Annotated in this window: 23 protein-coding genes and 1 tRNA gene; 4 read left to right on the forward strand and 20 right to left on the reverse strand. The window is 64.2% G+C overall.

Translation table 11 applies throughout. The features are described from left to right. Positions 1-8: 8 nt before the first annotated feature. The 17 genes from ACWFRU_RS15220 to ACWFRU_RS15300 all read right to left on the reverse strand — a co-directional run bounded on the left by ACWFRU_RS15220 (position 9) and on the right by ACWFRU_RS15300 (position 16,958). Complete coding sequence (locus ACWFRU_RS15220) at positions 9-824, reverse strand: hypothetical protein (RefSeq protein WP_453687058.1); 816 nt, start codon at positions 822-824, stop codon at positions 9-11. Further along, positions 814-1,875 carry a hypothetical protein gene (locus ACWFRU_RS15225; protein WP_453687060.1) on the reverse strand — a complete coding sequence of 354 codons (1,062 nt, stop codon included), beginning with the start codon at positions 1,873-1,875 and terminating at the stop codon, positions 814-816. Before ACWFRU_RS15225 ends, ACWFRU_RS15220 begins: the two co-directional genes overlap by 11 nt. 34 nt (positions 1,876-1,909) lie before the next feature. Next, complete coding sequence (locus ACWFRU_RS15230; RefSeq protein ID WP_453687062.1) at positions 1,910-2,902, reverse strand: hypothetical protein; 993 nt, start codon at positions 2,900-2,902, stop codon at positions 1,910-1,912. A gap of 1 nt (position 2,903) precedes the next feature. Then, positions 2,904-3,770, reverse strand: coding sequence for a hypothetical protein (locus ACWFRU_RS15235; RefSeq protein WP_453687064.1), 867 nt, complete (start codon positions 3,768-3,770; stop codon positions 2,904-2,906). Positions 3,771-3,810: 40 nt separating this feature from the next. Continuing rightward, on the reverse strand, positions 3,811-6,000 hold the full coding sequence (locus tag ACWFRU_RS15240; RefSeq protein ID WP_453687066.1) for a phage tail tape measure protein: 2,190 nt from the start codon (positions 5,998-6,000) through the stop codon (positions 3,811-3,813). 216 nt (positions 6,001-6,216) lie between these two features. Further along, positions 6,217-6,492 carry a hypothetical protein gene (locus ACWFRU_RS15245; protein WP_453687067.1) on the reverse strand — a complete coding sequence of 92 codons (276 nt, stop codon included), beginning with the start codon at positions 6,490-6,492 and terminating at the stop codon, positions 6,217-6,219. 1 nt (position 6,493) lies between these two features. Further along, complete coding sequence (locus ACWFRU_RS15250; RefSeq protein WP_453687069.1) at positions 6,494-6,922, reverse strand: hypothetical protein; 429 nt, start codon at positions 6,920-6,922, stop codon at positions 6,494-6,496. An 11-nt stretch (positions 6,923-6,933) separates the two neighbouring features. Then, positions 6,934-7,920: a phage tail tube protein gene (locus ACWFRU_RS15255; RefSeq protein WP_453687071.1), complete on the reverse strand. Its 987-nt coding sequence runs from the start codon at positions 7,918-7,920 to the stop codon at positions 6,934-6,936. 455 nt (positions 7,921-8,375) lie between these two features. After that, entirely contained in the window at positions 8,376-8,744 is a 369-nt protein-coding gene (locus ACWFRU_RS15260) for a hypothetical protein (RefSeq protein WP_453687073.1), read from the reverse strand. Between the two features lie 71 nt (positions 8,745-8,815). After that, a complete protein-coding gene (locus ACWFRU_RS15265; protein ID WP_453687074.1) occupies positions 8,816-10,018 on the reverse strand; it encodes a phage major capsid protein in 1,203 nt (400 codons plus the stop codon). Then, positions 10,018-10,674 carry an HK97 family phage prohead protease gene (locus ACWFRU_RS15270; protein ID WP_453687076.1) on the reverse strand — a complete coding sequence of 219 codons (657 nt, stop codon included), beginning with the start codon at positions 10,672-10,674 and terminating at the stop codon, positions 10,018-10,020. The genes ACWFRU_RS15265 and ACWFRU_RS15270 overlap by 1 nt, the downstream gene beginning before the upstream one ends. Then, positions 10,667-11,935: a phage portal protein gene (locus ACWFRU_RS15275; protein WP_453687078.1), complete on the reverse strand. Its 1,269-nt coding sequence runs from the start codon at positions 11,933-11,935 to the stop codon at positions 10,667-10,669. The genes ACWFRU_RS15270 and ACWFRU_RS15275 overlap by 8 nt, the downstream gene beginning before the upstream one ends. A 112-nt stretch (positions 11,936-12,047) precedes the next feature. Then, positions 12,048-13,598 (reverse strand): terminase large subunit domain-containing protein, encoded by a 1,551-nt coding sequence (locus tag ACWFRU_RS15280; RefSeq protein ID WP_453687080.1) that lies wholly within the window; start codon positions 13,596-13,598, stop codon positions 12,048-12,050. 14 nt (positions 13,599-13,612) lie between these two features. Beyond that, positions 13,613-13,981 carry a phage terminase small subunit P27 family gene (locus tag ACWFRU_RS15285; RefSeq protein ID WP_453687592.1) on the reverse strand — a complete coding sequence of 123 codons (369 nt, stop codon included), beginning with the start codon at positions 13,979-13,981 and terminating at the stop codon, positions 13,613-13,615. A gap of 268 nt (positions 13,982-14,249) precedes the next feature. After that, positions 14,250-14,597 (reverse strand): HNH endonuclease, encoded by a 348-nt coding sequence (locus ACWFRU_RS15290; RefSeq protein ID WP_453687082.1) that lies wholly within the window; start codon positions 14,595-14,597, stop codon positions 14,250-14,252. An 82-nt stretch (positions 14,598-14,679) separates the two neighbouring features. After that, a tRNA-Lys gene (locus ACWFRU_RS15295) sits at positions 14,680-14,752 on the reverse strand. A 418-nt stretch (positions 14,753-15,170) separates the two neighbouring features. Continuing rightward, the gene (locus tag ACWFRU_RS15300; protein WP_453687084.1) at positions 15,171-16,958 is read right to left on the reverse strand and encodes a recombinase family protein; all 1,788 of its coding nucleotides are present in this window, start codon (positions 16,956-16,958) and stop codon (positions 15,171-15,173) included. A 16-nt stretch (positions 16,959-16,974) separates the two neighbouring features. On the opposite strand from ACWFRU_RS15300, the gene ACWFRU_RS15305 reads away from it, so the two are divergent. The 3 genes from ACWFRU_RS15305 (at position 16,975) to ACWFRU_RS15315 (ending at position 19,049) form a co-directional block, all read left to right on the forward strand. Further along, positions 16,975-17,211, forward strand: a complete 237-nt coding sequence (locus ACWFRU_RS15305; RefSeq protein WP_453687086.1) for an SCO4848 family membrane protein — start codon at positions 16,975-16,977, stop codon at positions 17,209-17,211. Positions 17,212-17,264: 53 nt separating this feature from the next. Beyond that, on the forward strand, positions 17,265-18,506 hold the full coding sequence (locus tag ACWFRU_RS15310) for a metallophosphoesterase (RefSeq protein ID WP_453687088.1): 1,242 nt from the start codon (positions 17,265-17,267) through the stop codon (positions 18,504-18,506). Between the two features lie 147 nt (positions 18,507-18,653). Then, positions 18,654-19,049, forward strand: coding sequence for an ATP-binding protein (locus tag ACWFRU_RS15315; protein WP_363208830.1), 396 nt, complete (start codon positions 18,654-18,656; stop codon positions 19,047-19,049). Between the two features lie 130 nt (positions 19,050-19,179). Here the strand turns inward: ACWFRU_RS15315 and ACWFRU_RS15320 are convergent, their stop codons facing one another. Together ACWFRU_RS15320 and ACWFRU_RS15325 are read right to left on the reverse strand one after the other, a co-directional pair. After that, positions 19,180-20,625, reverse strand: coding sequence for a sensor histidine kinase (locus ACWFRU_RS15320; protein ID WP_453687089.1), 1,446 nt, complete (start codon positions 20,623-20,625; stop codon positions 19,180-19,182). Next, the gene (locus ACWFRU_RS15325; RefSeq protein WP_453687594.1) at positions 20,622-21,287 is read right to left on the reverse strand and encodes a response regulator transcription factor; all 666 of its coding nucleotides are present in this window, start codon (positions 21,285-21,287) and stop codon (positions 20,622-20,624) included. The genes ACWFRU_RS15320 and ACWFRU_RS15325 overlap by 4 nt, the downstream gene beginning before the upstream one ends. Positions 21,288-21,554: 267 nt before the next feature. Between ACWFRU_RS15325 and ACWFRU_RS15330 the strand changes: the two genes are divergently transcribed. Continuing rightward, on the forward strand, positions 21,555-24,062 hold the full coding sequence (locus tag ACWFRU_RS15330) for an MMPL family transporter (RefSeq protein ID WP_453687596.1): 2,508 nt from the start codon (positions 21,555-21,557) through the stop codon (positions 24,060-24,062). Between the two features lie 37 nt (positions 24,063-24,099). Here the strand turns inward: ACWFRU_RS15330 and ACWFRU_RS15335 are convergent, their stop codons facing one another. After that, positions 24,100-25,029, reverse strand: a complete 930-nt coding sequence (locus tag ACWFRU_RS15335; RefSeq protein WP_453687091.1) for an SMP-30/gluconolactonase/LRE family protein — start codon at positions 25,027-25,029, stop codon at positions 24,100-24,102. Positions 25,030-25,060 lie beyond the last annotated feature (31 nt).

Raw genomic sequence — 25,060 nt, forward strand, 5'->3', positions numbered from 1 at the left:
GTGCTTCCTTAAAAGTACGGATCGTTGACGTTTCCAGCGCTGCCGTCCGCTGTATCGCCACCCGAGAAGTAGTGCCAACCGTCCGGTGTGGCCTTCGGGGCGCGATCAGCGGCAAGGCCAACGCAGTAGTGCATGTTCGAGACGTTGTAAGAACCGTCGTACGGGTCGAGTTCCCCCGGATCGGATACCGTGAGCCATCCCAGGGAGACACCCGGTCGGTTCTCCGAAATCACAGCCGTTGCGTATGCCTCGTTGTTCGGCATCTTGAGCGCGCCACTGTCCGGGGCGTTCGTGCTCACAGCTTTGGTGAACCCGAGAATCTGCCGCCGGTCGGGAACCTCAGCGGTAGGTCCCTTCACGTACTTGTGTTGCAGCTCAATCGTGTACGTCGCGTCCCCGTCTTCGTAGTCCCAACCGAAGGGGATTCCGTGAACCCACTGAAAGACGCACGTACCGATTCGACGCGTCGTGTCGCCACGGATGATGAACGAGCGGGACGCACTGACGCACTCCGTCTGAGCGTTCCCGAAATGGCGGAAGGCAGCGAAGCGTATTTCAGCCTCAGCCTTGCCCGTGATCATGCGGTCGGTGATGAACTTCGCCTCAATACGGTCGTACACGAGACCCGTGACGTTGGCGATTCCGCACGATGACCACACGTTGCCGCCCACCTTGCCGCGTCCGATCGCTGCCCACTCAGTGGTGGGGTAACGGTCGAACTTGGCAAGGACATCAGGCGCGCGCTCAACGGCGTTCAGCCGGCGCTTGATCTCGCTCAGCTCAGTGACCAGAGAGGGTGGAAGCGCGTTGGCGTTAGTCGGCACTCGTGAACAACTCCTTGTTAGCGAGAGACAGGGAAGTTGACTCCGTACCGTTCACGTCAACATCCGTCTTCCGCTCCGTGATCACGAAGTCAGAGAGGAGAGCGACGTACCCGGAATCGGCTTGGACTGCGCCGAAGTCACCGGGAACGAACTCAGTGGGGCTGAACGCGCCCGGATACAGCGTCAGAGAAGGAATCGCTACGGGCTCACGTCCCGCGTCACGAATGGCAGCCGACTTGTCGAGCAGCGTTTCAGTGGTCTTCACGTCGCTGAACGTTTGCACCACGTGCTTAGTCGGCATACGGGCGGCAAGGTCTTCGTTGTCAGCGATACCGACAAGCTTCGTACCGTTGCCGTTGTCCGCACCGACCGCGTATACGCGCGTGGCCATGGCTGCACTGTCGTAACTGACCTGAGTGACGTTGCAGTTCTCTCTATGTACTAGAGCGAAGGGGATTGCGTTTTGACCCCGGTCAGACTTGAGAATCCGGTTGCCGATCCGACCGTTCGCAGTCCAGTACGGCACGTACCGGAAGTTGAATCCACCCGCGTCTTCGGCAAGCTCCTGTACTGCCTCAGCGACGTTCTTCAACTCGTACTTCGTCCACGTGCGGGACCGTATCCGCCCGGTCGTCGTCAGTCGGCTCACGTCCGTCGCAATGCCGTTGTCCGCGTTGCACAGCTCGAACCAATCGCGGAGAAGGTGCGCCTGATCCGCCTTGCGCGTGTACCCGTCATGCAGCGCCCGACCCCCGTAGTACGAGTGGTACCCGGACGCGTTCAGCGTGAGAACTCCGGTATTCAGGTCAGCGGCGGCAGTCCAGAGAAGCCCACCCCAAACCGGCTCGTTGTCCCGCAGGATCGCGAAGCCGGAAGCACCGGGGTACAGGGTGGTCGGGTCAGCTTCCGGCGCTGTGAGGGGGATTGACACCGACGCGGAGCCCGAACCGTTCAAGGTCTCCGTGTACGAGATAGACGCAACCGGCAGGGTCGTCACAACCCCACCGGTCTGAGCGTCCGTCTGCACTACTTCATAGCGGGCAGCGGTCATCGTGTCCCCCTCAGCCCACTCTTGAGAGTAGGTATCAAGCCGTGTTCCATGGGCTCTTGCTGAACTGTTCGTTGACGTACGCGTTCGCCACCACACCGTCACAGCCGAACTCAACGGAGCCATTCGCCATGAGCGCGAGACGGCCTAGTCCACTCGTTGACGTGGTACCGAATGTCTGGCCCGAAGACCCGTAGGTGTTCTGAGTGGGGCGCGTAATGCTGGACGGGACGAGCGCAGGAAGAACGAGTTGGTCAAGATCCTTGCTCGGGGAGAACGTGAGCTGACCGCTCAACTCCCACTTCGTCGAGTCCTCACGGGCGTACAGCGTGCCGGACACCGTGACGTTGGTTCCGTCCTTGGCTTGCACGTTCTGAGGGGTGCACAGCTTCCACGGACCGGGGTCCGCCGTAAACCATGTACCGTCACCCTTCCGCGTCCACCGCTGGTTGGTGCCAACGTCGTACACGGTCGCGCCCACGCTCACAGTCGACGCGGCCGGAAGCTGACCCGCCCAATCGATCGCAAGAGCGGCACGGCCGGCCAACGCTGCCTGGTCCCGGTACTGCCCCTGGTGCCGCGTGACGGTCAGCGTGAACGTGGTCATGGCCTTCGGTACGTCCACCCAACCCAGCGCCACCGCCTCAGCGGGACGATTCGGAGCCACCGGAGTTGCCGCCGGGGTTCCCTGAACGATCTCGATAGCCAAGCCGTTCGTACCGTCAGCGGCAAGCGTGGTGAGACGGGCAACGATCAGGTCCCGACGCGGGTTCACGCTGGACGCGGTAGGGACAGCCACCGTCGCACCCGGAGACCATGCCCATGTAGCGCCACCCGCAGCAAGCCCCACGAGCACGTTCCCAGCGCCAACGGCCACAGTGCGCGAAGGCTGATCGCTGTTCATCAGGAACTCAGAAGTGGACGCGAACAAGTGGGTCATGCCGAGACGCGGCACGCTCAGGCTGTTGAAGCTTGCAAGGTCGTTACCGCCGTACGTAACGCCTTCTTGGAACCATGCAAAGCCCGCCATGCTAGACCCACCTTTCTACCCAGGAAATGACCGCTCGTGCGGAAGTGAATTCGTCTCGGCTCGTCAGCCTCAGTCGGTGAATCCCGGGACCGTACTCCGGCCAGACAGAGCCCTCTTTGACGAGTCCCGTAATGTCGTCCCCGTGCGTCGTGGTCACGGTCTGTCCGGCGCTGTCAACGACGAAATCCCCGTCATAGTTCACGGAGAAGTGCCAACCCGTCGTGTCGTCCCACAGCGTGGGGGAAGCTCCGCCCGTGATGGTGACCATGGGGCGAGCGTTGACCGATCCGTACTGAGTCAGCCACGTGACCGGATCAGCGGGAGCGGCACCCGACCCGCGCACCTGCCATGGCACAGCAGCGGGGAAGGTGAGCCCGGACGTGTCCTCTTCGCGTTCGTAGCTCCGCACCACAGCCTCACGGGCAACGTCGCCCAGCACATACGGGCTCGTGGCGAACAGCTCAACGACGACGTTGCAAACCATGTTCGCGAAGTTCAGGTCAAGAGGAGCGCTCCGCTTCCGTGGACGCGCCATGATGTACCCGGTCTGATCGTTGGCCACGCCCGGAAAGCGGAAGCGAAGAGGCTTCTCAACTTCACAGGGCATGAACGCTGATTGCAGACCCATGAGCGCCTGAGTGAACTCCTCACGCGTGCTGCCGTAAACCTCAAGGGTCACGGTCACCGTTCGGCCGTTCATGTAGTCGTCACCCGCGTACAAGCCGTGACGCTGCACAAGAGTCAGGTCAGACGACCGAATCTCAGGCAGCGTCAACAGCCCGTCCATAGCGACGATGGAAACGGCGGAGTCAGGTTCCCCCATGACTAGCCCGTTGTACTCACACGTCCAGTCGTTCAGCCCCGCCATGCCATCCCCCTTGCTTGCCTACTCTTGAGAGTGGGCTGACCTACGCCGGCGACGTACGCAGCGCCCATGCGACTTCACGCCCAATCGCGAACGGATCGGCGTTCGTCTGGACGTTGACCGTGACTCCGCTGCCGCCTGAAAGCGAGTGGTTCGGTACAACGCGCGAACCGTTCGGAAGGTAAACCTCTTCCGGCCCGCGCTCACCGACGCGCACGACCCCGGAAGCCGGACCACCCATGGCGCGGATCTTCGGAATGGGATTGTCGGGCAGATCAATGCTCAGCTTGCCCCAACCCAACTTGTTCGGAATCGCGAAGTTGAGAAGGTCGACGACCCCGTTAATCGCCCCTTTCGCGGCACGGCCTACAGCGGAAGCGAGCGACGAAGCCAACCCGCCCAGCTTGGAAAGCCCGTTCTTGATTCCGTCAATGACGTAACCACCGATGGACTTGCCCGCGTTGAGGATGGAACGACCCGCGCTGAGGATGCGACCGGGGAGCGAAGTTACGAAGTTCACCACAGCGTCAAGCGCGCTCTTCGCGAGATTCTTGACGGAGGAGAAGGCCGTTCGCGTGGCACCAACGATCTTGTCCCAATGCTTGATGACCAAGCCCGCACCCGTGAAGTTCAGGAAGAGATCCTTGAGCCAGCCAAAGACCTTCTTGACCCAATCCCAAACGAACTGAAACGCGTCTAGCGTCCACTGCTTGATCGTGTCCCAGTTCTGCCAGATGATCAGAGCAAGCGCGACGATTGCCGCAATGATCAGCGCAATGGGGCCCATGGCAATCAACCACGCTGCCGCCATACGCGCGCCTTGAAGCATGGCCTGAGCGCCCATGAGAACCCACTGACCAACGATCACAGCACCGGAGATAACGGCTCGTGCTGCCGCCGCTATCCACCCCCCGATCGTTGACCACGACGCGGCCACCTGAGTTGCTGCTGACGTGACCGACGCGGTTGCCGTTGTCACCCAACCCGCCACTACTCCGGCCGCTGTGATGCCTTGCTGAATGAGCCACTGCACGAGCGCGGGGAGAATTAGGGTCGTGATCACAGTGGCGATAATCTTGAACGTCGTACTGTGCTGAGTCACGAAAGACGCGGCTGACTGAATGGCAGTACCGACAACCGCAAGCTTCGTTGCGAACGTCTCGACCACCGGGATTACAACCGCTCCCAGGAAGTCAACCACTCCGGTCTGAAGACCACGCGTGAACTGCTTGACCTTGTTCGCCGCGTTGTCGTGCATGGTCTCGCCGGCTGACTTCGCCGCACCATCAACCTTGCCCAGCGACTGAACAGCCTTAGACGGATCAAGCGCGAAAAGCGCGTCTTGCATGTCCTCAGCCTGAGTACCGAAAAGCTTCACAGCGAGAGCGGAGCGTTCGGCAGGGTCCTTGACGTTCCGCAATGCGTCAAGCGTCTGGTCAAGCGCCTTCGCTGCCGCCGGACCACCTTCCGCAATGGCTTTCGTCATGTCCTTACCGGACAGGCCGATCTTCGCGTACGTCTCGTCAACGTCAGCGCCACCCGCACGGACGATAAGCCCGAATTCCTTGAGCGAGTCAGCGACAAGGTCAGCATCACGCGCGCCACCCTTGAGCCCCTGAGAGAGCAGACCCATTGCCGTCTTACCGTCGAGTCCCAAGCCCTTGAACTGGACGCCGTACTCGTTGAAGGTGTCTAGAAGATCCTCGCTCTTGTTCGCACCTTCCTGCGTTCCCTTGACGAGAATGTCAAACGCTTCGGTCGCGTTCTTCGCCAACCCGGTCTTCAACATCTGCCCGACCGCGTTAGACGTAGGGCCAACTTCGTCACCCAAGACCGTTGCAACGTCCATGGCTTGCTTGGAAATGTTCGCCATTTCGTCAGCGGTAGCCCCGGCGGGAACTAGACCTTGCTGCCAAAGGCTCTTGAGCGCTTCGTTCGCGTCAGCCACGGATTCCCCGTAACCGTCCGAATACACGGCTCCGGCAGCCTCACCAAGCTTCTTAGCCTCAGCGGGAGACGCGCCCAACTGAGCGGCAAGCACGTCCGCACCTGCCCCCTGTTCAAGGGCTTCCATAATGCCCATGCCGATACCGGCGGCAATCGCGCCACCCGCAGCGAGAGCAAGCCCCCCGGCAATCTCCCCGAACTTGCTGACTTCCTGACCAGCATCATCAAGAGTCTGAGACAGGTCGTCAGCGTCACCAATGAGTGTGATCCGAATAGGATCAGCCACAGCGCACCCCCTACGTCATCACGGGAGTACGGCGCTCCCCGTTACCGCCGGCCGAACGGCCACGTCCCCCACGCTGAGCGCGCTTGTTCTCTTTCTCCTGAGCCTCAAGGTCATCGCTCATCTGATCAACCAACGCGCGGAAGTCCCTCAGTTCGAGAGACTGCACGTCGCCCCACGTAAGCCCCTTGAAGTGGCCAATGAGGCGAGCGCACATGACTACGCGTTGGGAACGGTAGGGTCCGCCTTCGCCTTGCCCTTGAACTCGATACGAAGGTTCTTCGCGTCATCAAGGGTGAACTCAGGGTTCGTGCGCTTCTTGACGACATAGGCCATGGCAAGGATCAGCTTGCCCTTCTTGGTTCCGGCCTTCGCCATGCTGTCCAGCGGACCGTCAATGATCTCTTCAATCTCACAGATCTCGCCAACGGTAAGGCTGTCCATCTTCAGAGACAGAACGTCGTCAGCAACAGGCTTCGGCTTCTGAGCGGGCATATCAACTCTCCAAGTAGTCGCGAACGATCTGAGAAATCAGGCGCTCGTATGTCGCGCTAACGGCTTGGCTCTTTCTCGCCATTGCGCGGTAGAGGAATCTGTTCGGGCCGATATTGCGCTTCCGGTAACCGAAGTGAATTGCGGGAGCGTAGGGAACACGGGACGCTGAGCCCGCCTTGATGGCCACCGACTTCTGAGAAGCGACGACCTTAATGGACTTGTCCAGCCGACCCGGACGGTACTTCTTAGACGACTTCGCGTCTCTCTTCCCGTCCGGGGACTCACGCACAGCAGCGGGGAGGACAAGTTCACCGGCCTTCTTGTTCGCTCCCCGGATCGTCTTGTTCAGCTCCTTGTCCCGTAGCTGACGCACGTTCCGCTGAAACTGACGGAGACCGTCAACCTGAACTGTGTAGTTGCTACGGGACACGAGCAGACTCCTTAAGGCGTGGCCGGCTCCGGCTCCGTGTACGTGACCTTGATTGCGGCAACACCCGTAGTACCGGGGTCAAGGATTCGGAACGGAAGGTTGTGCAAGGTCAGTTCGTCAACGGACGCTTCCGGGGACTCACCCGTGAACTGAACGGCCGGAGCCTCAATCTTCAGAGACGTGCTCGGAATCAAACCGGTCATGTTGACCGTGAGCCCGCACAGCTCACCCGCAATGAATGCTTCGTACAGACCCAGCGACTCAACCGAGAACTCACCCTCAAGGCTGCCTTCGTAAGTCGGCATGGCGTTGCGAACGGGCTTCTCCTTGAGCGCGTTCCCCCGCAGAAAGCGACGGTCAACGTTCAGGCCACGGTCCCCGGAAAGCTCAAGCTTCGTAGCGTTCAGCGGTACCGCGTTGCTGTCACGGGTCAGCGCAATGCTCGTCCGCGTCCAGTCATACGGGTACGACTCAGCGGGATACGTGGGCGCGATGATGTCACCCGGAACCTTGGAGTGGGTCACGTCCCGGAAGTCAAAGCCGACCGTGAGAATGGAAGCCTCTTCGGTCTCGGCAGTCAGTTCCCACTCAGTGGCGACACACCCCAGGTGCTTGTAGGCAACCTTCGTACCGTCCACGGTGGGGCGAACCATCTGCGCCGAGAACGAAGGCGACTGCACGTCAGACGAAGTCTCAAAGACCCACGTACGCGTACCGTCTCCGTTGCTCGTGACCGTGGCCTTGTCGAACGCCGCAGCGAAGAGAGACCCTGCCCCCGCGTCGAGAAGGTCAATCTCAAGCTCGCCTTCGCCACCCATGTTGACGATGTTCCGGCGGTCAGCGCGGTTGGTCTGCATACCGGCACGGAAGCCGACAGACTCAATGAACTCACGGGTTGTCTTCCACGAGTCGGCGTGGCCTTCGTACCCCTCAACGGTGCCGGACAGCGTCCCGTAAGTGGACTCCTGCCCAATGCCAATGCTTGCGTCAAGCGCCATGCTTGCGCCCCCTTCTACTGGTAAACGCGACCACGAACGCGGACGCGAACTGTGAGAGCGCTGTACGCTCCGTCAGTCGTCTCGGAAGTCTCGACTGAGGCTGACTCCGGCCGAAGGTCTACGAGCCCCGTCACGGCCGTTCTGTCGACCGTTGCGCACGCGTCAGTGATGCTGTCCCGCAGCACGTACACGGAGCGTTCCGCGTCGATCGGATTACCGGGGGTGATAGCTACGGCGTGAACTTCCACGTAGCCCGTGACGTTCGTGGGCTTCCGGCCTTCTCGCATGCCGGCTGACGCAAGGTCGTCGTCAGTGGACGCGCCTAGCCACACCTGTTGCCGCCGGGAATCCTCACCGGTCTGTGCGTAGGTGCACTGAACTCCGGCCGGAACCGAAGCCTTGAGCCGATCGAACAGCGCGGACTTCGTCTCAAACATGAACGCCACGCGGTCCCCCTACATGAAAATGAACGGCAACCGCGCGCGGAACAGATTCAGCTTCGCGTTCACTTCCGGCAGCGAAGTCGGACGGAACGAGCCCCCGGCTTGTGCAAGCTGAATGCTTCCGAATTCGGATTGAAGCTGTAGCGCGCGGTCAGGAATGCGGGACACAGTGTCAAGCACGTACTGACGCGCAATCGTGCGCACGCACCAACGGATGATTTCCGGGGTGGGGTTGTCCACGGTGTCCCACTTCTGCCCGCAGTAGACTTCAACGGTCTCAACCGCGAAGTCGATTGCTTCGGACAGAAGCGCGTCACTGAACAGCCCGGAGTCTTCCAAGCCGTCCAGCGCGCGAATGTCTGTAATATCGGCGTACGCCACGTGACCCCCTCAGCGGGGAAGGGGGCAACCTACTCTTGAGAGTGGGCTGACCCCCTTCCCGTCAAGCGGGATTAGGCACCCGCACCAATGGTCAGAACCTTCGCGGAGCGCTCATCCACAAGGAGACCGTCCGCGCGCTGAATGAACCGATACACGATCTGGTCATTCATGAACTTGTAGTCAACGGAGCGCTCAACGCGGAGCGGACCGGCAAGGCGGACCCGGTACTTGCTCAGGTCACCGAACAGAACCTTCGTCTCAGGCACACCGTCATCAGTCAGGACCGGCTTACCGTTGAAGGTGTCCGGAGCGCCGGCCACGAGACCGGAAGCCCACAGATACTGACCGTTCGCGTCCTTGAGCTTGCGCATGAGCGCGGCAGTCTTGTCCGCCACGACGTACTTAGCGTCCCGGCGGTACGACTGAGTCAGCTCGTACGACAGATCAATGAGCGCGTCAGCAACCACACCGTCAGCCGAGTCAAGCGCGAACGCGGCAGTGGCAGCGGGGGCAGACGTGATGATGCCCTTCGGCTGACCCGTACCGGTGCCGGTCAGGAAGTGTCGGCCCATACCGTCACCGATGGCCGGACCCGCGTCCCCGACAAGGAAGCCGACAAGGTCAAGCGCCTGATCCGCGATGAACTCACTAGACACCGTGGACGCGTACGCGTACTTGTAGGCGCCCACCGAAACCTGATAGGTGCTCGGAGCACTCTCAGGGATGGTGCCGTTCTCGCCAACGATGGACGCGGAGGCGCGACCGTTGACAACGGTAAAGTCGATCGGCTCACCGCTGGACGTGGTCACGATGCTCGCACCGTTGCGCATGATCGTGGAGCGCTCAACAGCCTGAGCGAGGAGCTGACCGAACAGGGTCCGGCTCAGGACGTTCGGGTTGCCGGGACGGTCAACAGCGCGGGTCTCAACGTCACCGTGCTCCGACCGGAACTCAAGCATCTTGCCGAAGCCGTCAGCCCCGCCCAGGGACCGAAGCAGAGTCGCAGCGTCCGCAAGCTTGTCCTGAGTGTCCTTCTTGCTGCCGGAGCCCTTGAGCCCCTGCATGAGCGAAGTGACGTTCTCAGTCGCAGCGAGAGCGTCAACGCCACGCTTGATCCGACCGTCAAAGTCCGCAATGGCAGTGAGAAGGTTGGTCTCCTTCTCGCGCGCCTCAGCGGACATGTCCTTACCGGCGAACTCGTCAGTCAGAGAACGAAGCTCAGACGTTGCACGCTCACGAGCCTCAAAGTTGGCGCTCAGGGTCTTCGCGTCCATTAGGCACCCGCCCTTTCATGAGCGCGGAGAAGCGCCCGTTCGTTGAAAAAAGGAACCGGCTCCGATGTGTCGGAAGCCGGTGTGTCGTTTCGCTCTTCAGATTCGGGCGGAGGGGGAGCGAAGTCCCCTATGCCTAGCGCCTGTTCGACGGACCGAAGCGCTGCCTGAGTAGTCGGGTAAGCCGGGTTAACCACCGGTCCGACTTCGGCAACGTCCATGGCCGTAATCTCCCGAACGGGGAGACCGGTCTCAGGGTCGTCGTCATCTGCCCGACGCTGCCCACCGTCCAGCACGCGGAAGGTGAAGGAGCTACCGCGAAGGTCCCCACGCTTGAGGAGAGCGGCAACGTCACGGCCGGTCGTGGTGTCGGGTAGGTCAATCTCGTAGAACCCGCCCTCACGGTCTTCACCGACCCGGAGCGTTCCCGCACCCGTCCGCCCAAGCAGGGCATTGACGTTGTGGTTGAACGTGGCAAGTACGTCGTTCTGTCGCAGCGACGGAGCCCCAGCACCCGGAACGATCCGCTCACGGAAGCCGCCCAAGTCGTGACTCAGCTCGTTGAAGCGGTAGGCGTAACCGCGCATCACGATCGCGCCGTTGTCCGCCTTGCGCTCTTCCGGTGGGCTGACCGCGAACCTACGCTCAAGGTCAGTCATCGGTACCCCCTTCGTCTTCCGGCTCGTCTTCGGCCGGCTCTTCGTCCGGCTCGTCTTCGGCCGGTGGTTCGATAGCGGGGGGCTCAACGGCGGGCTCAGGTTCGGGCTCAGGCTCCGCGCCAACCTCAGCAAGGTTCATGGGGACGCGGTACGCCTTACCCAACTTGTCCGGCAGCGGGGGAAGATCCTCAGCCGCGCGGACTTCGTCAATGCTGTAGATGCCGTTCTGCAATCCGAGTGAGTACAACTCCATACGTTCCTTCGGAGCGCCACGCTTGATCTCGTCAAGGTCGAACTTCACGAAGCGGAAGCGGTCGGCAGACTCCGCGTACAGAAGGCGCGTGAACCCTGCCTCAATGCGCTCAAGCCACGGGCGCAGAGAGAACATGCTGAATGCGATGTTCTGTTCAGCGAGACCGGAGCCCCACGAAGTGGAGTTCGTAGCGTCGCTGATCAGGTGAGGCGGAACACCGAAGATGCGCGCAATCTCAGGAACCTGAAACTGTCGCGTCTGCAAGAACTGTGCTTCGTCGGGGCTCATGGCCACCTTGGAAAACTTCGCACCTTCGGTCAGCAACGCGACGCGGTGAGAGTTGTCAACGCCTGTGTTCGCTGTGCGCCACGCTTCACGCGCGCGCTTCAATCCGTCCTCAGACATGGTGCCCGGAACTTCAACAACCGCACCGGGGACAGCGCCGTTCGCGAAGAACTTGCTCCCGTACTTCTGTGCAGCGAGAGCGAGACCGATGGACTCACGCGCGTACGTGATGGGGGAGCAGCCGGCGAACTCACCGGGAAGCATCATCCCGGGAATGTGGAGAATGTCCCTAGGCGTGAACCACCCAAGCAGTACTTCATTGCCATCGTCGTCTACGTCGAACGCCTCAAACACCTTCCGGCGCTGACCGTCCACCATGACCATGTGCGGGATGATGGCCGTAGGGTCAAGCACGTCAAGCCCTACGATGTTCGGACCCTGCCAACGAACGGCAAGGTACGCGTTCCCATCAAGCAGGAGACTGAGAACGGTCTGAGACAGAATGTCAATCCTGCCCATACCCCCCGGCTCCGCGTTCGGGTAGTCCAGCCAATCGGGGGACGTGATCGCACGCTGAGACCCACCACGCTTCGTGTACGTGGCGACGGGCAGCGTGGCAATCGTCTCCGAGAGCAGACGGACACAGCCGAAGACCGCACTCACTTGAAGCGCGTCGGACGGAGTCACCCGCTCACCAGAAGCAGCGGTCAGGGTGCCGTACAAGCTTGGGTCATACGGCACCCACTCACGCGATTCGGTCGGGGTCTCCTTCGGGCGGATCAGGTCTGACCAGAAACCCACCGGGTCCCCCTTCCTGCCTACTCTTGAGAGTGGGCTAGTCGTCGAACATCCCGGCTTCTCCGCCGATGATGTGAACGCCTTCGTCGTCTTCGTACGTGGCGAGAATCGCCGTATTGACGAAGTCCCCGTTGTCTTCGCGCCACATCACAGCGCCGTGAACGGCAAGGATCATGGCAACGGCAAGGTCAATCTTTCGGCGCGACGAAGCATGTTCCTTCGTGATGCGCGCACCACGAGCGTCTTCACGAATGACCGCGTTACCGATGTGGCGAGCAAGAGACGGGTTGCCGTCGTGGCTCATCCGACCGTCACGAGCCGCGTCGTACACGGCCTGAGTGGCAGGCACCATGCGCGCGAGTGAGTTCGTCGGAAACGCCTCAACCGGGAAGCCCTCAGCCTCAAGGTTGTCTAGCGTCTCTTCCCAGCGGTACGGGTCAGCGACAAGGTTCACGACCCGGTACATGTCCAACGCTTCCCGCAATGCCTCACGCACGTCGGGCATGGGCACGCGCCAATGAGCGTCACCCTGGGGCGCTTCCCAGTGGCCTAGGACGAACACCCGAAGGTCTTCAACGCGGCAAGCCACGAGCGCTGTGCTGTCACCCTTCCATGACCCGTCAAAGCCCAACACAACGGCTTGACCGGGTAGAAGGTCGTCGTCCCCTGCAAGGCTGTCCCACAGCCCGTGAGGCAGCCACGTAGACGCGCCACGCACGAACTGAGACAAGCGGTAAATCCTGAACGACGCTTCCGTTGACCGCTGAGCGGCTGCCTTGAAGTCGTCTTCGTTCAGAATCTCGTACGACGGGTTACACGCTTTCCAGACTTCCGGGTCAAGGTGGTCCACGGTGTCACCGATGCGCGGACCCCATGAGCGGTAGAACAACGTGGGGTCACTGACCTCACCAGAGTTCACACGCTCACCGGTCTCGCACAGTGCGGCGAACGGTCCGTCAGGATCAGGGCCGGCGGTCGACACCACCCAAGTCATGGGTTGGTTACGCGCGGCAGAACCCAGCGTCAGCGCGTCGAACAGATCGGCGTTCTTGCTGAACGCGTACTCGTCCAACGACACAGCGCACGGGTTCAAACCCTGTTGCCGCCCCGCGTCCGCGCTCACGACCCGGTACGTGTTGTCCTTGTACCGGATAATGTCGCGCTGCACGTCGCACACGGCGCTGAGCTTCGGGGACGCGTTGACCATTTGTTTGGCCGCGTCGAAAACCATACGCGCCTGATTGCGGTCATTCGCCGCAGCGATCACCTGACGTTGCATGTCCGCGCGATCAGCGATCAAGTGGTAAAGCATGATGGCTGCCGCAATCGTGCTCTTCCCGTTCTTACGGGCAATGCACACAACGGCCATACGATGCTTGCGCTTCCACTGACCGAACGCGTCTTGCTCAAGCCGGTATGCGTCAACGAGGAGTTCACGTTGCCACGGAAGGAGTGTGAACTTCTGTCCGGCGAATGAGCCAGTCAGATAGCAGAACTCCTCAATCCACTTCGTGACGCGGAACCCCTCCGAAGGGAACGGCGCGTCAGCGGGAATGTGTCGGGCGATGACCGGATCAATCTTGCTCACCGGTCACCCCCTGCCTAGAAGTCTTCGGGTCCCGCTTGAACCTTGCGGGCTTCGGCAGCCACGATTCCGAGACGCATACGCGCTTCGGGAGTGAAGCCAATGACGGTCTCGATAGCGCGAAGTTCCTTCTCCGTGCTTTCCACGTACCGCATTGCCGGGTGAACAACAGGCTGACCCGTACTGCCAATCGTCATGAGACCGTCAGCGTCCACAGCGTCAAGGAGCTGAGAGCGTCGGTCGTACAGTTCCGCGTACCGAAGGATCAGGTTGCGGTCGGTGTCGGGGGAGTAGGCGCCTGAGCCGGCTTGCCAGACTGAGCGCCAAATCTCCTTGCCCGTGTTACCCAGGTGACCCGGAGCACGGGGAGCGCGACCTTCGTACACAACCGGTGCCTCAGCCTCAGCGGCGTAGTTGGCGTTTCCGGTGCGTAGCTCAGGGCTCTTAGCGTGGCTCATGGCACCCCCTAACGGAGCGTTCATCCCCCTTAGCGGGTGCCTTCGTGGCGGGTACAAAGTGGGGCATTCGTGCTGTCACCCCAGGTGAGCGGCAGTCACGCTCAGCCAAAAACGACCATGCACCTAGCGCGCGTTTTTCGAGCTGGGGCCAGGATCGCTGAGAGGAATTGGCGGGAACTTTCGGAGCGCTCTCCCCCTAGAAGGGGCGCTTGCCGAAGTCCACTGCCGTCTTCGTCTTGTGGCATTGCTTGCAGAGCACTTGCACATTGGTGCCAATGTCTTCGCCACCCTTGGCAAGGGGCAACACATGATCAATGTCTACCTGAGAAGGCAGGAACCAACCCATGCATGTAGTGCACTGCCCAGCAACAGCCTTGCGCACAGCCCTGCGAAGACGAGCGGCAGCATTGTTGCCACGCGCTATTGCCTCGCGCCTCTTGATGTGAGACTGCACGGACCTACGTGCTGTGTAGTGGCTGTGGTGCAGTGCGCACCTACCACTGTGGGTAGCCCACTCCCTACATTCGAGACACCGTGTACGCATGGGCTACCCACCCCCCTTCTGTAGGTACCCCCTATGGGTGAGTACCCCCCTACCCACTCTTGAGAGTAGGCATCACTACGAGTGGATCAGGTAGGACTTGAACCTACAACGCACGGGTTAAGAGCCCGCTGCTCTGCCGATTGAGCTACTGATCCGAAGTGCTGTGGCTCAACCCGGTGAGAGACCGGGGAACACGCAGACACTCATGAGCCGGTGGGTTCTGACCGCCGTATCTGATGTGGAAGGGTGCGCGTTACCTCTTCCGGCTCACTACTACTAGAGCGGAAGGGATTCCTAGAGCGGAGGGGATTCCCGCGCGGGGGTTGCTGTGGTCCGCCGGCTGACAGCGGGTGGTGCAAGTTTGTAGGTTTGCAGTCTCGTCCCGTTTCTCTATAGCTTTTCTATAGTGTTACCAAGATCAGGTACAGAACTGCACTACTGCATAAGTCCAGGTCACGAAGGGGATTCTCACGGGGGGTCATGCAGGATCACGGTAGGTAGTTAGCCTAACTAACAACCTGAGGTTACAAAAAGAGGCCCGACCCCGAAGGATCGGACCCCTTCCGCTGTGGCCTAGAGACTTGCTAGCTCCGTCTCGGTTGTCTCGCTGTCCTCTTCGTCCTCTTCGGGCAGCGTTGCCCACAGAAGGCTGACACGCTCCTTCATCGGGACGAACTTGTTGGTCTCCGGGTCACGACCCCTGCCCACGCGTACACCGTCAAGGAAGAACCCCAGGAATTCGCGGCGTGCGTACACGTCCCACTTCGCCCATAGGCTTTCGGGGTTGAGGGGGTCGGAGCCGCTGAACCATTCCGCCGGGACCTGTGTGCTGCTGTTGATCAGCTTGTCTAGCTCCTCAAGGCGTTCGGTGCATTCGGCTTCGTAGGTGCGGTACTGCAATACCGTCGCACGCCACGTCTCAAGCTCCTGCCTACCCTTGTAGAGCCCCGCCTTACGGTCGTCTTGGAGATCCGTGATTGAGCGCCGGACGTTGTCTAGGTGGGCTTGTGTCTCGCGTCGGTCATCTGCCACGCCGGCCAAGTCGCGTTGCAGCGCGAACCGTTCCGCTGCTGCCGCTACCCATGCCTGATCGTCTTCGTCTTCCATATCGGCTGTGGCTAGGCGCTGCCATACCCGCCGGGCAACGAACTCGTCGATTTCGCTTCGCTTGACGGTCAGCCCGCCGTGCCCCTTGGGGTTGGAACACATGTAGTTGCCATCCGCCGTTTCCCCGTTGCGTTTGGTGCCCCCAGGACTTTGCCCCATGGACCCCTCACAGATTCCGCACCCAAGGAACATCCACCCGCTTAGAAGTGTCGCCTCAACGTCGGTGGTGGGCTTGCGATCGGGGTTCAGCTTGCCGTTGCGCTTCTCTTGTAGCTCAAGCCACTTTGAGCCCGTGAGAATGCCCGTGTGTGGCCTCAGGGGCTTTCCGGTGTCGTCGCGCCGAATGACGTTGACGTGAGCCTTGCCGCGCTTCACTCGCTCGAATGCGAAGCCCCCAATGGCAGGGTGGTTGAGGATCCAGCGGACCGTCTGAGCGCGCCACGTGATCGGCTTGTCTGTGGGGTGGATTCGGCGTTTCTGGATTGCCGCTAGTCGTCTTTCCGTGGCCCGCTTCTCTGCCATTCCGGGGGGTGGGATGTTCTCCTTCTCGAACGTCGTTGCTATGGCGTTGTCCGATACTCCGGCAAAGGACATCTTGGCCATGCGCTCAACTAGCTCAACGTGCTTCGGGTTCTCGTCGTCAGGCTCAAGGACCGACACAACGAGCTTGCCCACCTTCTTTCGCGCGGTCCTCATGCCGAACGGTGCTGACGAAGAATGCACTCCGCCCACTGCCGCAATCTCGTCCTTCGCTCCCTTGAGGCGTTCGGCTTTCAGGTCGCTGTCCTGTTTGGCGAGCGCGGCTATGAGCGCGAAGATTGCGACACCGATTGGGGTGGACGTGTCTAGGAACGGCTCAAGCACCGACATGAAGCGCACGCCGTGTTCTTTGAACTCCTTGTCAATCTCAAGCGCGTCGTGAGCCCCCTTGCGCGTGAGCCGTGACAGTTCGTTGACGACGACAACGTCACCTTCGCTGCCGCGTACGCGGGTCATCATCTTCTCAAAGTCTGCGCGGACAACGTTGGGGTCCCACCCGCTTCGGCCCTTGTCAACGAACTCGCCGGCGACGACCCAACGTACGCTAGGGCTCTGTGCGTCGCGTGCAGCGACCAACGCACGTCCGGCGGCAAGTTGGGACTCCGTGGAGACTTCGGAGCCGTCAGCGCGTCCAGCGGACTGCCGCGCGTACAGGAAGACCCGGATCACGTCGAGTTCGGCGTCAGGGACGTTGTGGGACACGAAGGGTGACATGCCTAGATCTTGGCTCATGGGTGCTGGCCTGCGCTTTCATTTGTCGGGGTTGGTGGTGCTGGTTAGTTTCTCGTGGATCACTTTCGTCAAGAACCTGTGGAAGGACGGCAGTGGGCTCGCCTTCGATGACGCAGGCGACCCGACCGCATACTTCTGGGTGCACCTGACGCTCGCCGTCGTCTCCTTTGTCTTGGGGACGGTGGTAGGGGCCATCGGGTTGCGCGGAGTCCGTGCTCTGCGCCGTACGTCATAGCTGATCGCTACAGCTGATCGGTCACTTCGGGCACTGCTGAGGGGCGCACCACCGTGGTCATCCTGTTCGTGCTGATCGGCCTCGCCGCGCTCGCGGCCCTCGCCGCGATGCAGTGGTACGCCTGGCGGCGCCTGGTGCGGGACACCACGTCCGGGCCGGGGTTCGCCCGGCGTGCGGGCGCCGTGGTCTTCGTTGCGGGGCCGCTGCTGATGTTCGCGGCGGTCGCGAGCGAGCGGGCCGGAGCGCCGTTCTGGCTGCAGAAGGTGCTGGCCTGGCCCGGCTTCATGTGGATGGCGCTGTCGATCTACCTGGTGCTCGCCCTTCTTGCCGGTGAGGTCGTACGGCCCTTCTTCTTGCGGCGGCGTACGAAGTCGACCTCTACGGAGGGCCCCGCCCCCGACCAGCCGGAGGGCGACCCCGCACCCACCCCTGACCCTGCCCCCGCTCCGGTGCGGGCACAGCCGACCGCGCCCTCGCGCCGTCTCTTCGTCTCCCGCGTCGTCGGCGGGACCGCCGCGGCCGTCGCCGTCGGAACGGTCGGTTACGGCAGCTACGGGGTCCTGCGCGGCCCTCGCGTGAAGCGCGTCACCGTGCCGCTGGCCAAGCTGCCGCGCGGGGCGCACGGGTTCCGGATCGCGGTGGTCAGCGACATCCACCTGGGGCCGATCCTCGGACGCGGCTTCACGCAGCGCGTGGTGGACACGATCAACGGCACGCAGCCCGACCTCATCGCGGTCGTCGGCGACCTGGTCGACGGCAGCGTCGAGGACCTGGGTCCCGCCGCCGCGCCGCTCGCGCAGCTGCGGGCGCGGCACGGGGCGTACTTCGTGACCGGCAACCACGAGTACTTCTCGGGTGCCGAGCAGTGGGTCGACCACGTACGCGAACTCGGCCTGCGGCCCCTGGAGAACGCCCGCACCGAACTGCCCGGCTTCGACCTCGCGGGCGTGGACGACATCGCGGGCGAGAGCGAGGGCCACGGGCCCGACTTCGCCAAGGCGCTGGGCGACAGGGACCGCTCGCGGGCCTCCGTGCTCCTCGCCCACCAGCCGGTCGTCATCCACGACGCCGTCAAGCACGGCGTCGACCTCCAGCTCTCCGGGCACACCCACGGCGGACAGCTCTGGCCAGGCAATTTCATCGCCGACCTGGCGAATCCGACGCTCGCGGGACTGGAGCGTTACGGCGACACGCAGTTGTACGTGACGCGTGGGGCGGGTGCGTGGGGGCCGCCGGTGCGGGTGGGCGCGCCGTCCGACATCACGGTCGTCGAACTGGCCTCCCGCCAGGCGTAATCGCGCGTTGGTTCGATGCGGGACGAACCTGGCCGGATAAGGCCGGGCCATAGGGTGACGGTGTGACACCGGGCACTACCTCTGCGCAGCATTAAGTGTCGGAAGTGTGTGCGGTTCTTGGCGTTTCGGTGTGCCATAGGGGGAACATTGTTGCGACGACAGGCTTTCCGGCTGCCTCCGCATCCGGCATCCGTATCGCTCGCCCGGCTCCGCGTCCATGATCATCTCGCTGCCTGGGGACACAAGGAGGAGAGCGCGGCGCTGCATGACGCCGTGCTCCTCGTGTCGGAGCTCGTGACGAACGCGGTGTGCCACGGCCTGGTCCACGACCGGGAGTTCGAGGTCGCCGTCACGGTGCTCGCCGACGGAGACTGCTTCATAGAAGTGTCCGACGAGAGCCCGACGAGACCGGAGCTGCGGGAGGCGGGGCCCCTGGAGGAGGGCGGCCGCGGCCTGCGCCTGCTCGACGCGCTGGCCGAGGCGTGGGGCGTCTGGCAACGGGGGCGGCACGGGAAGACGGTGTGGGCCCTTGTACGGGCCTGAGGCGCCCCCTGAGCGGCCTTACGCCCCTCTCTGAGCCGAGGCCCCACCCTGCCCCGCCCGCCTCAACCGTCCGCCCACCTCAACCGTCCGCCCGTCTCAATCGCCCACCCACCTCAATCGCCCACCCACCTCAACCGCCCGCCCGCGCAGGCAACGTGACCGTCACCGTGAGCCCCGCCCCCGGCGCCGTCTCCACCCCCACCTCGCCGCCGTGCGCCGCGACGACCCCCTGCACGATCGCCATCCCCAGCCCACTGCCCGCACCCCCGCCCGCGCGAAAGAACCGGTCGAACACGCGTGCCGCGTCCGCCTCCGCGAGGCCCGGCCCCCGGTCGGCCACGCGCAGCCGCACCACCCCGTCCTGCCGCTCCACGCCCAGCGTGACCGGGGCGTCGGCCGGCGTGTGGACCCGTACGTTGGCAAGCAGATTGCCGAGCACCTGGCGCATCCCCGACTCGTCCGCGCGGATCAGTACCGCCCCCTCGGCGCGGACCGTGAGCGGACGCTCCGGCTCCTGCACCCGCAGATCGTCGGCGGCATCCCGTACGAGACGGCTCAGGTCGACGTTCATGAAGCGCAGTTCCGGCTGCTGGTCGAGGCGGGCCAGGGTGAGCAGCTCGTCGACCAGGTGTCCCATCCGGTCGGTCTCGGCGATGACGCGGCTCCACGCGCGCGTGCGCTCCGCCGGGTCACGGAGCATCCCCTTGTCGTACAGCTGCAAGTAGCCGCGGATCGCCGACAAGGGCGTACGCAGCTCGTGCGAGGCATCGGCCACGAAGCGGCGCAGCTGTGCCGAGCTGCGTTCGCGGGTCTCGAAGGCGGACTCCACCTGGTGCAGCATGGAGTTGAGGGCCAGGCGCAGCTGTTCGGTCTCCGTCACCGGGGCGCGGCTCGACGGGACGCGCCGGGTGAGGTCGCCCTCGGCGATGGCGGACGCGGTCTCGACCATGTCCTCCAGAGGCCGCAGCCGGTGATGCGCCGAGATCATCGTCAGGACGGCGAGCAGCCCCAACAGGACCACTCCGAAGGCGGCGTCGAGCTTGAGCGCCTTCCTGACGCCCGATTCCACGTCCTGCGTGTCCGCGGCCATCAGGACCGTCGTGCCGTCGGCGAGCTTCGCGCCCACCATGCGGTGGGCGTCACCGTCCAGGATGATGTCCTGCGGCTCGGAACGGTCGGCGACCTCCTCGGCGTCGTCGGCGGCGGCGGCCAGGGCGCGCTGGCGCGCGGTCGGGGCGAGCGCGCCGATGGCGACGGGCTCGCCCCGCTCGTCCACCGCCACGAACACGGTGTTGCCGCGCGGCAGGGCGCTCGCACGCTCCTTGCCGCCGGGGGAGAGCTTGTCGAGGGCGATGCCCAGTTCGCTGAGCCGTTCGATCTCCTTCATGGTGAGCCCGGTGTTCAGGAGCGAGTCGCGCGACTGCGTCAGGTCGGCGTCCACGTTGTCGAGCAGGTAGTGGCGCATGCCCATGACGCTCACACCGGTCGCCACGATGACGCCGAGGGCGAGGAGTGCCACGTTCACCCATGTGAGCTTGGCGCGCAGCGAACTCATGCCGCGGTGCGCACGCCTCATGCGAGGCCGTATCCCACACCCCGCCGGGTCGTGATCACCGGTGGGCCGAGCGCGTCCAGCTTGCGCCGCAGATAACTGATGTAGGTCTCCACGACGGTCGACTCGGCGGGATGCTCGTACTGCCAGACGTGGCGCAGGAGCTGCTCCTTGGGCACCACCCGGCCGCCGTTGCGCACAAGGAAGCGCAGCAGGGCGTACTCCGTGGGTGTGAGCTGCGCTGTGCGGCCGGCGCGGCGCACCACGTAGGCCGTCTCGTCCAACTCCAGGTCTCCGTAGCGCAGCGGTGGCCGCTGGGGGAGCACGTCGCCCGCCCTGGTGCGGCGCAGGACCGCTCCGATGCGGGCGATGACCTCGTCGATGTTGAACGGCTTGGTGATGTAGTCGTCGCCGAGACCGAGGGCGCCCACGACCTCCGCGGGCGCGTCGCGGGCCGTCACGAAGAGCAGGGCCGCCTCGGGGCACCGGGCCCGCAGTTCCCCGGCCAGGGCGCGGCCGTCGCCGTCCGGCAGCATCACGTCGAGCAGCGCCACGTCGGGCCGGGTGCGCCCGGCGAGCGCGAGGGCCTCGTGGACGGTGCCCGCCACCATCACGTCGAAGCGGTGGTAGCGCAGGGCGATGGCGAGCACGTCGGCGATGCTCGGCTCGTCCTCGACGACGAGCACGGTGGCCCCGGCGCCGGGACCGCCGGGGCCACCGCGTCCCTCCGGCCCGGTACGCACTCCGACATCAGTTCCCTGCTGGCCTTCGGCGTGGCTCATGACCTCAGTATCGGCGCGGGCGTTGTACGAAGACCCGGTCCGTGCCTTGGAGTTACTTGAGAATCATGGCCGCGCGGCGCCTTCGCGGCGTGGTGGCGCCGATGCTGAGGCTCCTGAGGCACGGACCCGGGGGACCTGGCGAACGCGGAGGAGGAGTGGATCGTGGCGGCATTGGCACGGTGGTGCTATCGGCACCGTCTGGTGGTCCTTGTGCTGTGGGTGGGGGCTCTGTTCGGCCTGGGGGCCGCGGGGGCATCGGCGGGAACGAACTACTCGAATGTGTTCTCCCTGCCGGACACCGATTCCAAGCGCGCGTACGACCTGATGACGAAGGCCTTCCCGGAGAGCGCCGGAGACACCGACACGGTCGTCTGGCGCGTCGACGAGGGAGCCTCGGCCCGTGACGCGGACGTACGTTCCCGTGTCGAGCCGGCGCTCAAGGAGATCGCCGGCATGAAGGGCGTCGGCGAGGTCGCCAGCCCGTACGCCTCCGAGCGGGCGGGCGCGGCCCAGATCAGCGCGGACGGGCGCATCGCCTACGCGCAGGTGACCTTCGCCGAGGAGGCGAACTCGGTCCCCAAGGAGCTCGTGCAGGACGTCGTGGACACGGCTCAGAACGCCGAACGCGCCGGCCCGCAGGCCGAACGCTCCGGTCTGCAGGTCGAACTGGGCGGCCAGGCGATCACCCGCATCCAGGAGCCGCCCACCGGCATCGCCGAGATGGTCGGCATCGCGGCCGCGGCCGTCGTGCTCTTCCTGGCCTTCGGTTCGCTCTTCGCGATGGCCCTGCCCATCGTCATCGCCGTCTTCGGAGTGGGCCTCGGCATGCTCTCCACGATGCTGCTCAGCCACGTCACCGACATCCCCGAAGTGGCCCCGCTGCTCGGCTCGCTGATCGGCCTGGGCGTCGGCATCGACTACGCCCTCTTCATCGTCACCCGGCACCGGCGCGGCATCCTGCGCGGCATGGACCCCGAGGAGTCCGCGGTGCAGGCCCTGAACACCTCCGGCCGCGCCGTGCTCTTCGCGGGCGGCACGGTGTGCATCGCGCTCGCCGGGATGCTGGTGATGAACATGCGCTTCCTGGACGGCGTGGTCATCGCGGCGTCCCTGACGGTGGTCCTGAGCGTCCTCGCGGCCATCACCCTGCTGCCCTCGCTCCTCGGACTCCTTGGCCCCCGGGTGCTCAGTCGCAGGCAGCGGCGCCACCTCGCCGCCACGGGACCGGAGCCCGCCGAGGCGAGCGGCCTCGCGGCGCGCTGGTCCTCGTACGTACAGAAGCGGCCGCGTTCGATCGCGGCGCTCGCCTTCGTGGTGATGGCCTTCCTCGCGCTGCCGTTGCTCTCCTTGCGGCTCGGCGCGACCGACCAGGGCAACCACCAGGAGTCGACGACGACCCGGCAGGCGTACGACCTGCTGGCCGACGGATTCGGTCCCGGATTCAACGGCCCCCTCCAAGTAGTGGCCGATCAAGCCGGCACCGGGAACCTGGTGGCGACCATCCGCGAGACGGAGGGCGTCGCGAGGGTGGCGGCCGCCCCGCCCGCGAACGGTGTGTCGGTCATCAACGTGGTCCCGACGACCTCCCCCCAGTCCGAGGAGACGGACCAGCTCATCGACCGTCTACGGGGAGACGTGATTCCGCAGGCCGGAGTCGACGCCCATGTAGGCGGTGTCACCGCGGTCTTCAAGGACTTCGCGGCGGTGACCGGCGATCGACTGCCCTACTTCGTAGGAGCGATCATCACGCTCGGCTTCCTCCTGCTGCTGGTCGCGTTCCGCTCGCTGGTGGTGCCGCTGACGGCGGCCCTGATGAACCTGATCGCGGCGGCGGCATCCTTCGGTGTGCTGGTGGCGGTCTTCCAGTGGGGCTGGGGCACGGAACTCCTGGGCATCGGCAAGGAGGGCCCGATCACCGCCTTCCTGCCCGTCATCATGCTGTCGCTGCTCTTCGGGCTCTCGATGGACTACCAGGTGTTCCTGGTGAGCCGCATGCACGAGGAATGGGTGCACACCAAGGACAACGCCCGCGCGGTGCGGGTGGGCCTCGCCGAGACGAGCAGGGTCATCAACTGCGCGGCGCTGATCATGATCTGCGTCTTTTCCGCGTTCGTCCTGAGCGGCGACATGGAGGGCGCGATGGCGGGCATCGGTCTGGCCGCGGCGGTCGCCCTGGACGCGTTCATCCTGCGCACGGCCCTCGTCCCGGCCGCGATGCACCTGCTCGGCCGTGCCAACTGGTGGCTCCCCGCGGGCCTGGAGAAGCGCCTTCCGCACCTGGCGGTGGAGCCGCGGGAAGAGGAGGCCGAGCCGACGCCCGCGCCGCACTCGCCCGCCCTCCACTCGTCCGTCCCCCACTCACCCGTCCCCCACGCGCGCGTGGGGGAGCCGGAGGGCGAAGGTGGTGGCTCCGTAGTGCACGGTTTCATCCGCACAGCGGAGGGCGACCCGGTGGAGGGTGCGACGCTGACCCTCCTCTCCAAAGGAGGCAGCCAGCTGGACCGCGTGACCTCCCTCGCGGACGGCTCGTACATCGTCGCGGCCCCGTCGGCGGGCGCCTACCTGCTGGCCGTCACGGCCCCCGGCCACGTGTCCCGCGCACGGCACCTCATGGTCGCGGACGAGCCACTGGTGTACGACGTGGAGCTGGTGGCGGGGGAGATGGACACGGTGAACTAGCCGGTGGGGGCGTGGACGCGGTGAACTAGCCGGTGGATCAGGGGCGCACGGCACGGACCCTCGGCAGTCCGGTCACCGACATCACGAGCGAGTAGAGCGAGGTCGTGGCCGTGATGAAGAGCCGGTTGTTCCTCGGCCCGCCGAAAGCGATGTTGGAGACGGCCTCGGGGACGGTGAGCCGCCCGATGAGGGTGCCGTCGGGGTCGTAGCAGTGCACCCCCTCGTGGAAGGCGGCGGCCCACAGCCGGCCTTCGTCGTCGAAGCGGATGTTGTCGAAGCCGGCCTTCGACTCGGCGAAGACGGCGCCGTCCGTGAGGGCCGTCCCGTCCTCGCTCACGTCGAGGACCCGGATTCTCGACGCGCGCGAGTCGGACACGTACAACTGCCGCTCGTCGGGCGAGAAAACGAGGCCGTTCGGTCCGTCGAAGCCGTCGGCGACGATGCGCACGTCGCCGGTCACGGGGTCGATCCGGTAGACGTGACAACCACCGATCTCGGGGGCCGCGCGATGCCCTTCGTAGTCGCTGGTGATCCCGAAGTCCGGGTCGGAGAACCAGATCGACCCGTCCGAACGGACCACGGCGTCGTTCGGGCTGTTGAACCGCTTGCCCTCGAAGCGGTCGGCGAGAACCGTGACGCGGCCGTCGTGTTCGGTACGGGTCACGCGCCGGTTGCCCTGCTCGCAGCAGATCAGGCGGCCCTCGCGGTCGAGGGTGTTGCCGTTCACGTACCCGGCGGACGACCGGAAGACCCCGACGGCGCCGGTCGTCTCATCCCAGCGCAGCAGCCGGTCGTTGGGGATGTCGCTCCAGATGAGCTGGCGCCAGGCGGGCAGATAGAGCGGCCCTTCCGCCCACCGGCAGTCGTCGTACAGCACCTCCAGCTTGGCGTCCCCGTTGGCGCACCGCCCCGTGCGGAAGCGCTCGTCCAGAACCTCGTACGACGTAGGGACTTTCTGGGAAGACATAACGACCCCTGTCTCACGCAATGAGTGAACA

The organism is Streptomyces sp. NPDC055099, assembly GCF_053607685.1.

What these genes read in the sequence shown, in the direction of transcription:
- ACWFRU_RS15225 (WP_453687060.1), bottom strand. Translation starts at nt 1,875, where the DNA reads ATGACCGCTGCCCGCTATGAAGTAGTGCAGACGGACGCTCAGACCGGT.
- ACWFRU_RS15230 (WP_453687062.1), bottom strand. Translation starts at nt 2,902, where the DNA reads ATGGCGGGCTTTGCATGGTTCCAAGAAGGCGTTACGTACGGCGGTAAC.
- ACWFRU_RS15235 (WP_453687064.1), bottom strand. Translation starts at nt 3,770, where the DNA reads ATGGCGGGGCTGAACGACTGGACGTGTGAGTACAACGGGCTAGTCATG.
- ACWFRU_RS15245 (WP_453687067.1), bottom strand. Translation starts at nt 6,492, where the DNA reads ATGCCCGCTCAGAAGCCGAAGCCTGTTGCTGACGACGTTCTGTCTCTG.
- ACWFRU_RS15255 (WP_453687071.1), bottom strand. Translation starts at nt 7,920, where the DNA reads ATGGCGCTTGACGCAAGCATTGGCATTGGGCAGGAGTCCACTTACGGG.
- ACWFRU_RS15265 (WP_453687074.1), bottom strand. Translation starts at nt 10,018, where the DNA reads ATGGACGCGAAGACCCTGAGCGCCAACTTTGAGGCTCGTGAGCGTGCA.
- ACWFRU_RS15270 (WP_453687076.1), bottom strand. Translation starts at nt 10,674, where the DNA reads ATGACTGACCTTGAGCGTAGGTTCGCGGTCAGCCCACCGGAAGAGCGC.
- ACWFRU_RS15290 (WP_453687082.1), bottom strand. Translation starts at nt 14,597, where the DNA reads ATGCGTACACGGTGTCTCGAATGTAGGGAGTGGGCTACCCACAGTGGT.
- ACWFRU_RS15300 (WP_453687084.1), bottom strand. Translation starts at nt 16,958, where the DNA reads ATGTCACCCTTCGTGTCCCACAACGTCCCTGACGCCGAACTCGACGTG.
- ACWFRU_RS15305 (WP_453687086.1), top strand. Translation starts at nt 16,975, where the DNA reads ATGGGTGCTGGCCTGCGCTTTCATTTGTCGGGGTTGGTGGTGCTGGTT.
- ACWFRU_RS15320 (WP_453687089.1), bottom strand. Translation starts at nt 20,625, where the DNA reads ATGAGGCGTGCGCACCGCGGCATGAGTTCGCTGCGCGCCAAGCTCACA.
- ACWFRU_RS15335 (WP_453687091.1), bottom strand. Translation starts at nt 25,029, where the DNA reads ATGTCTTCCCAGAAAGTCCCTACGTCGTACGAGGTTCTGGACGAGCGC.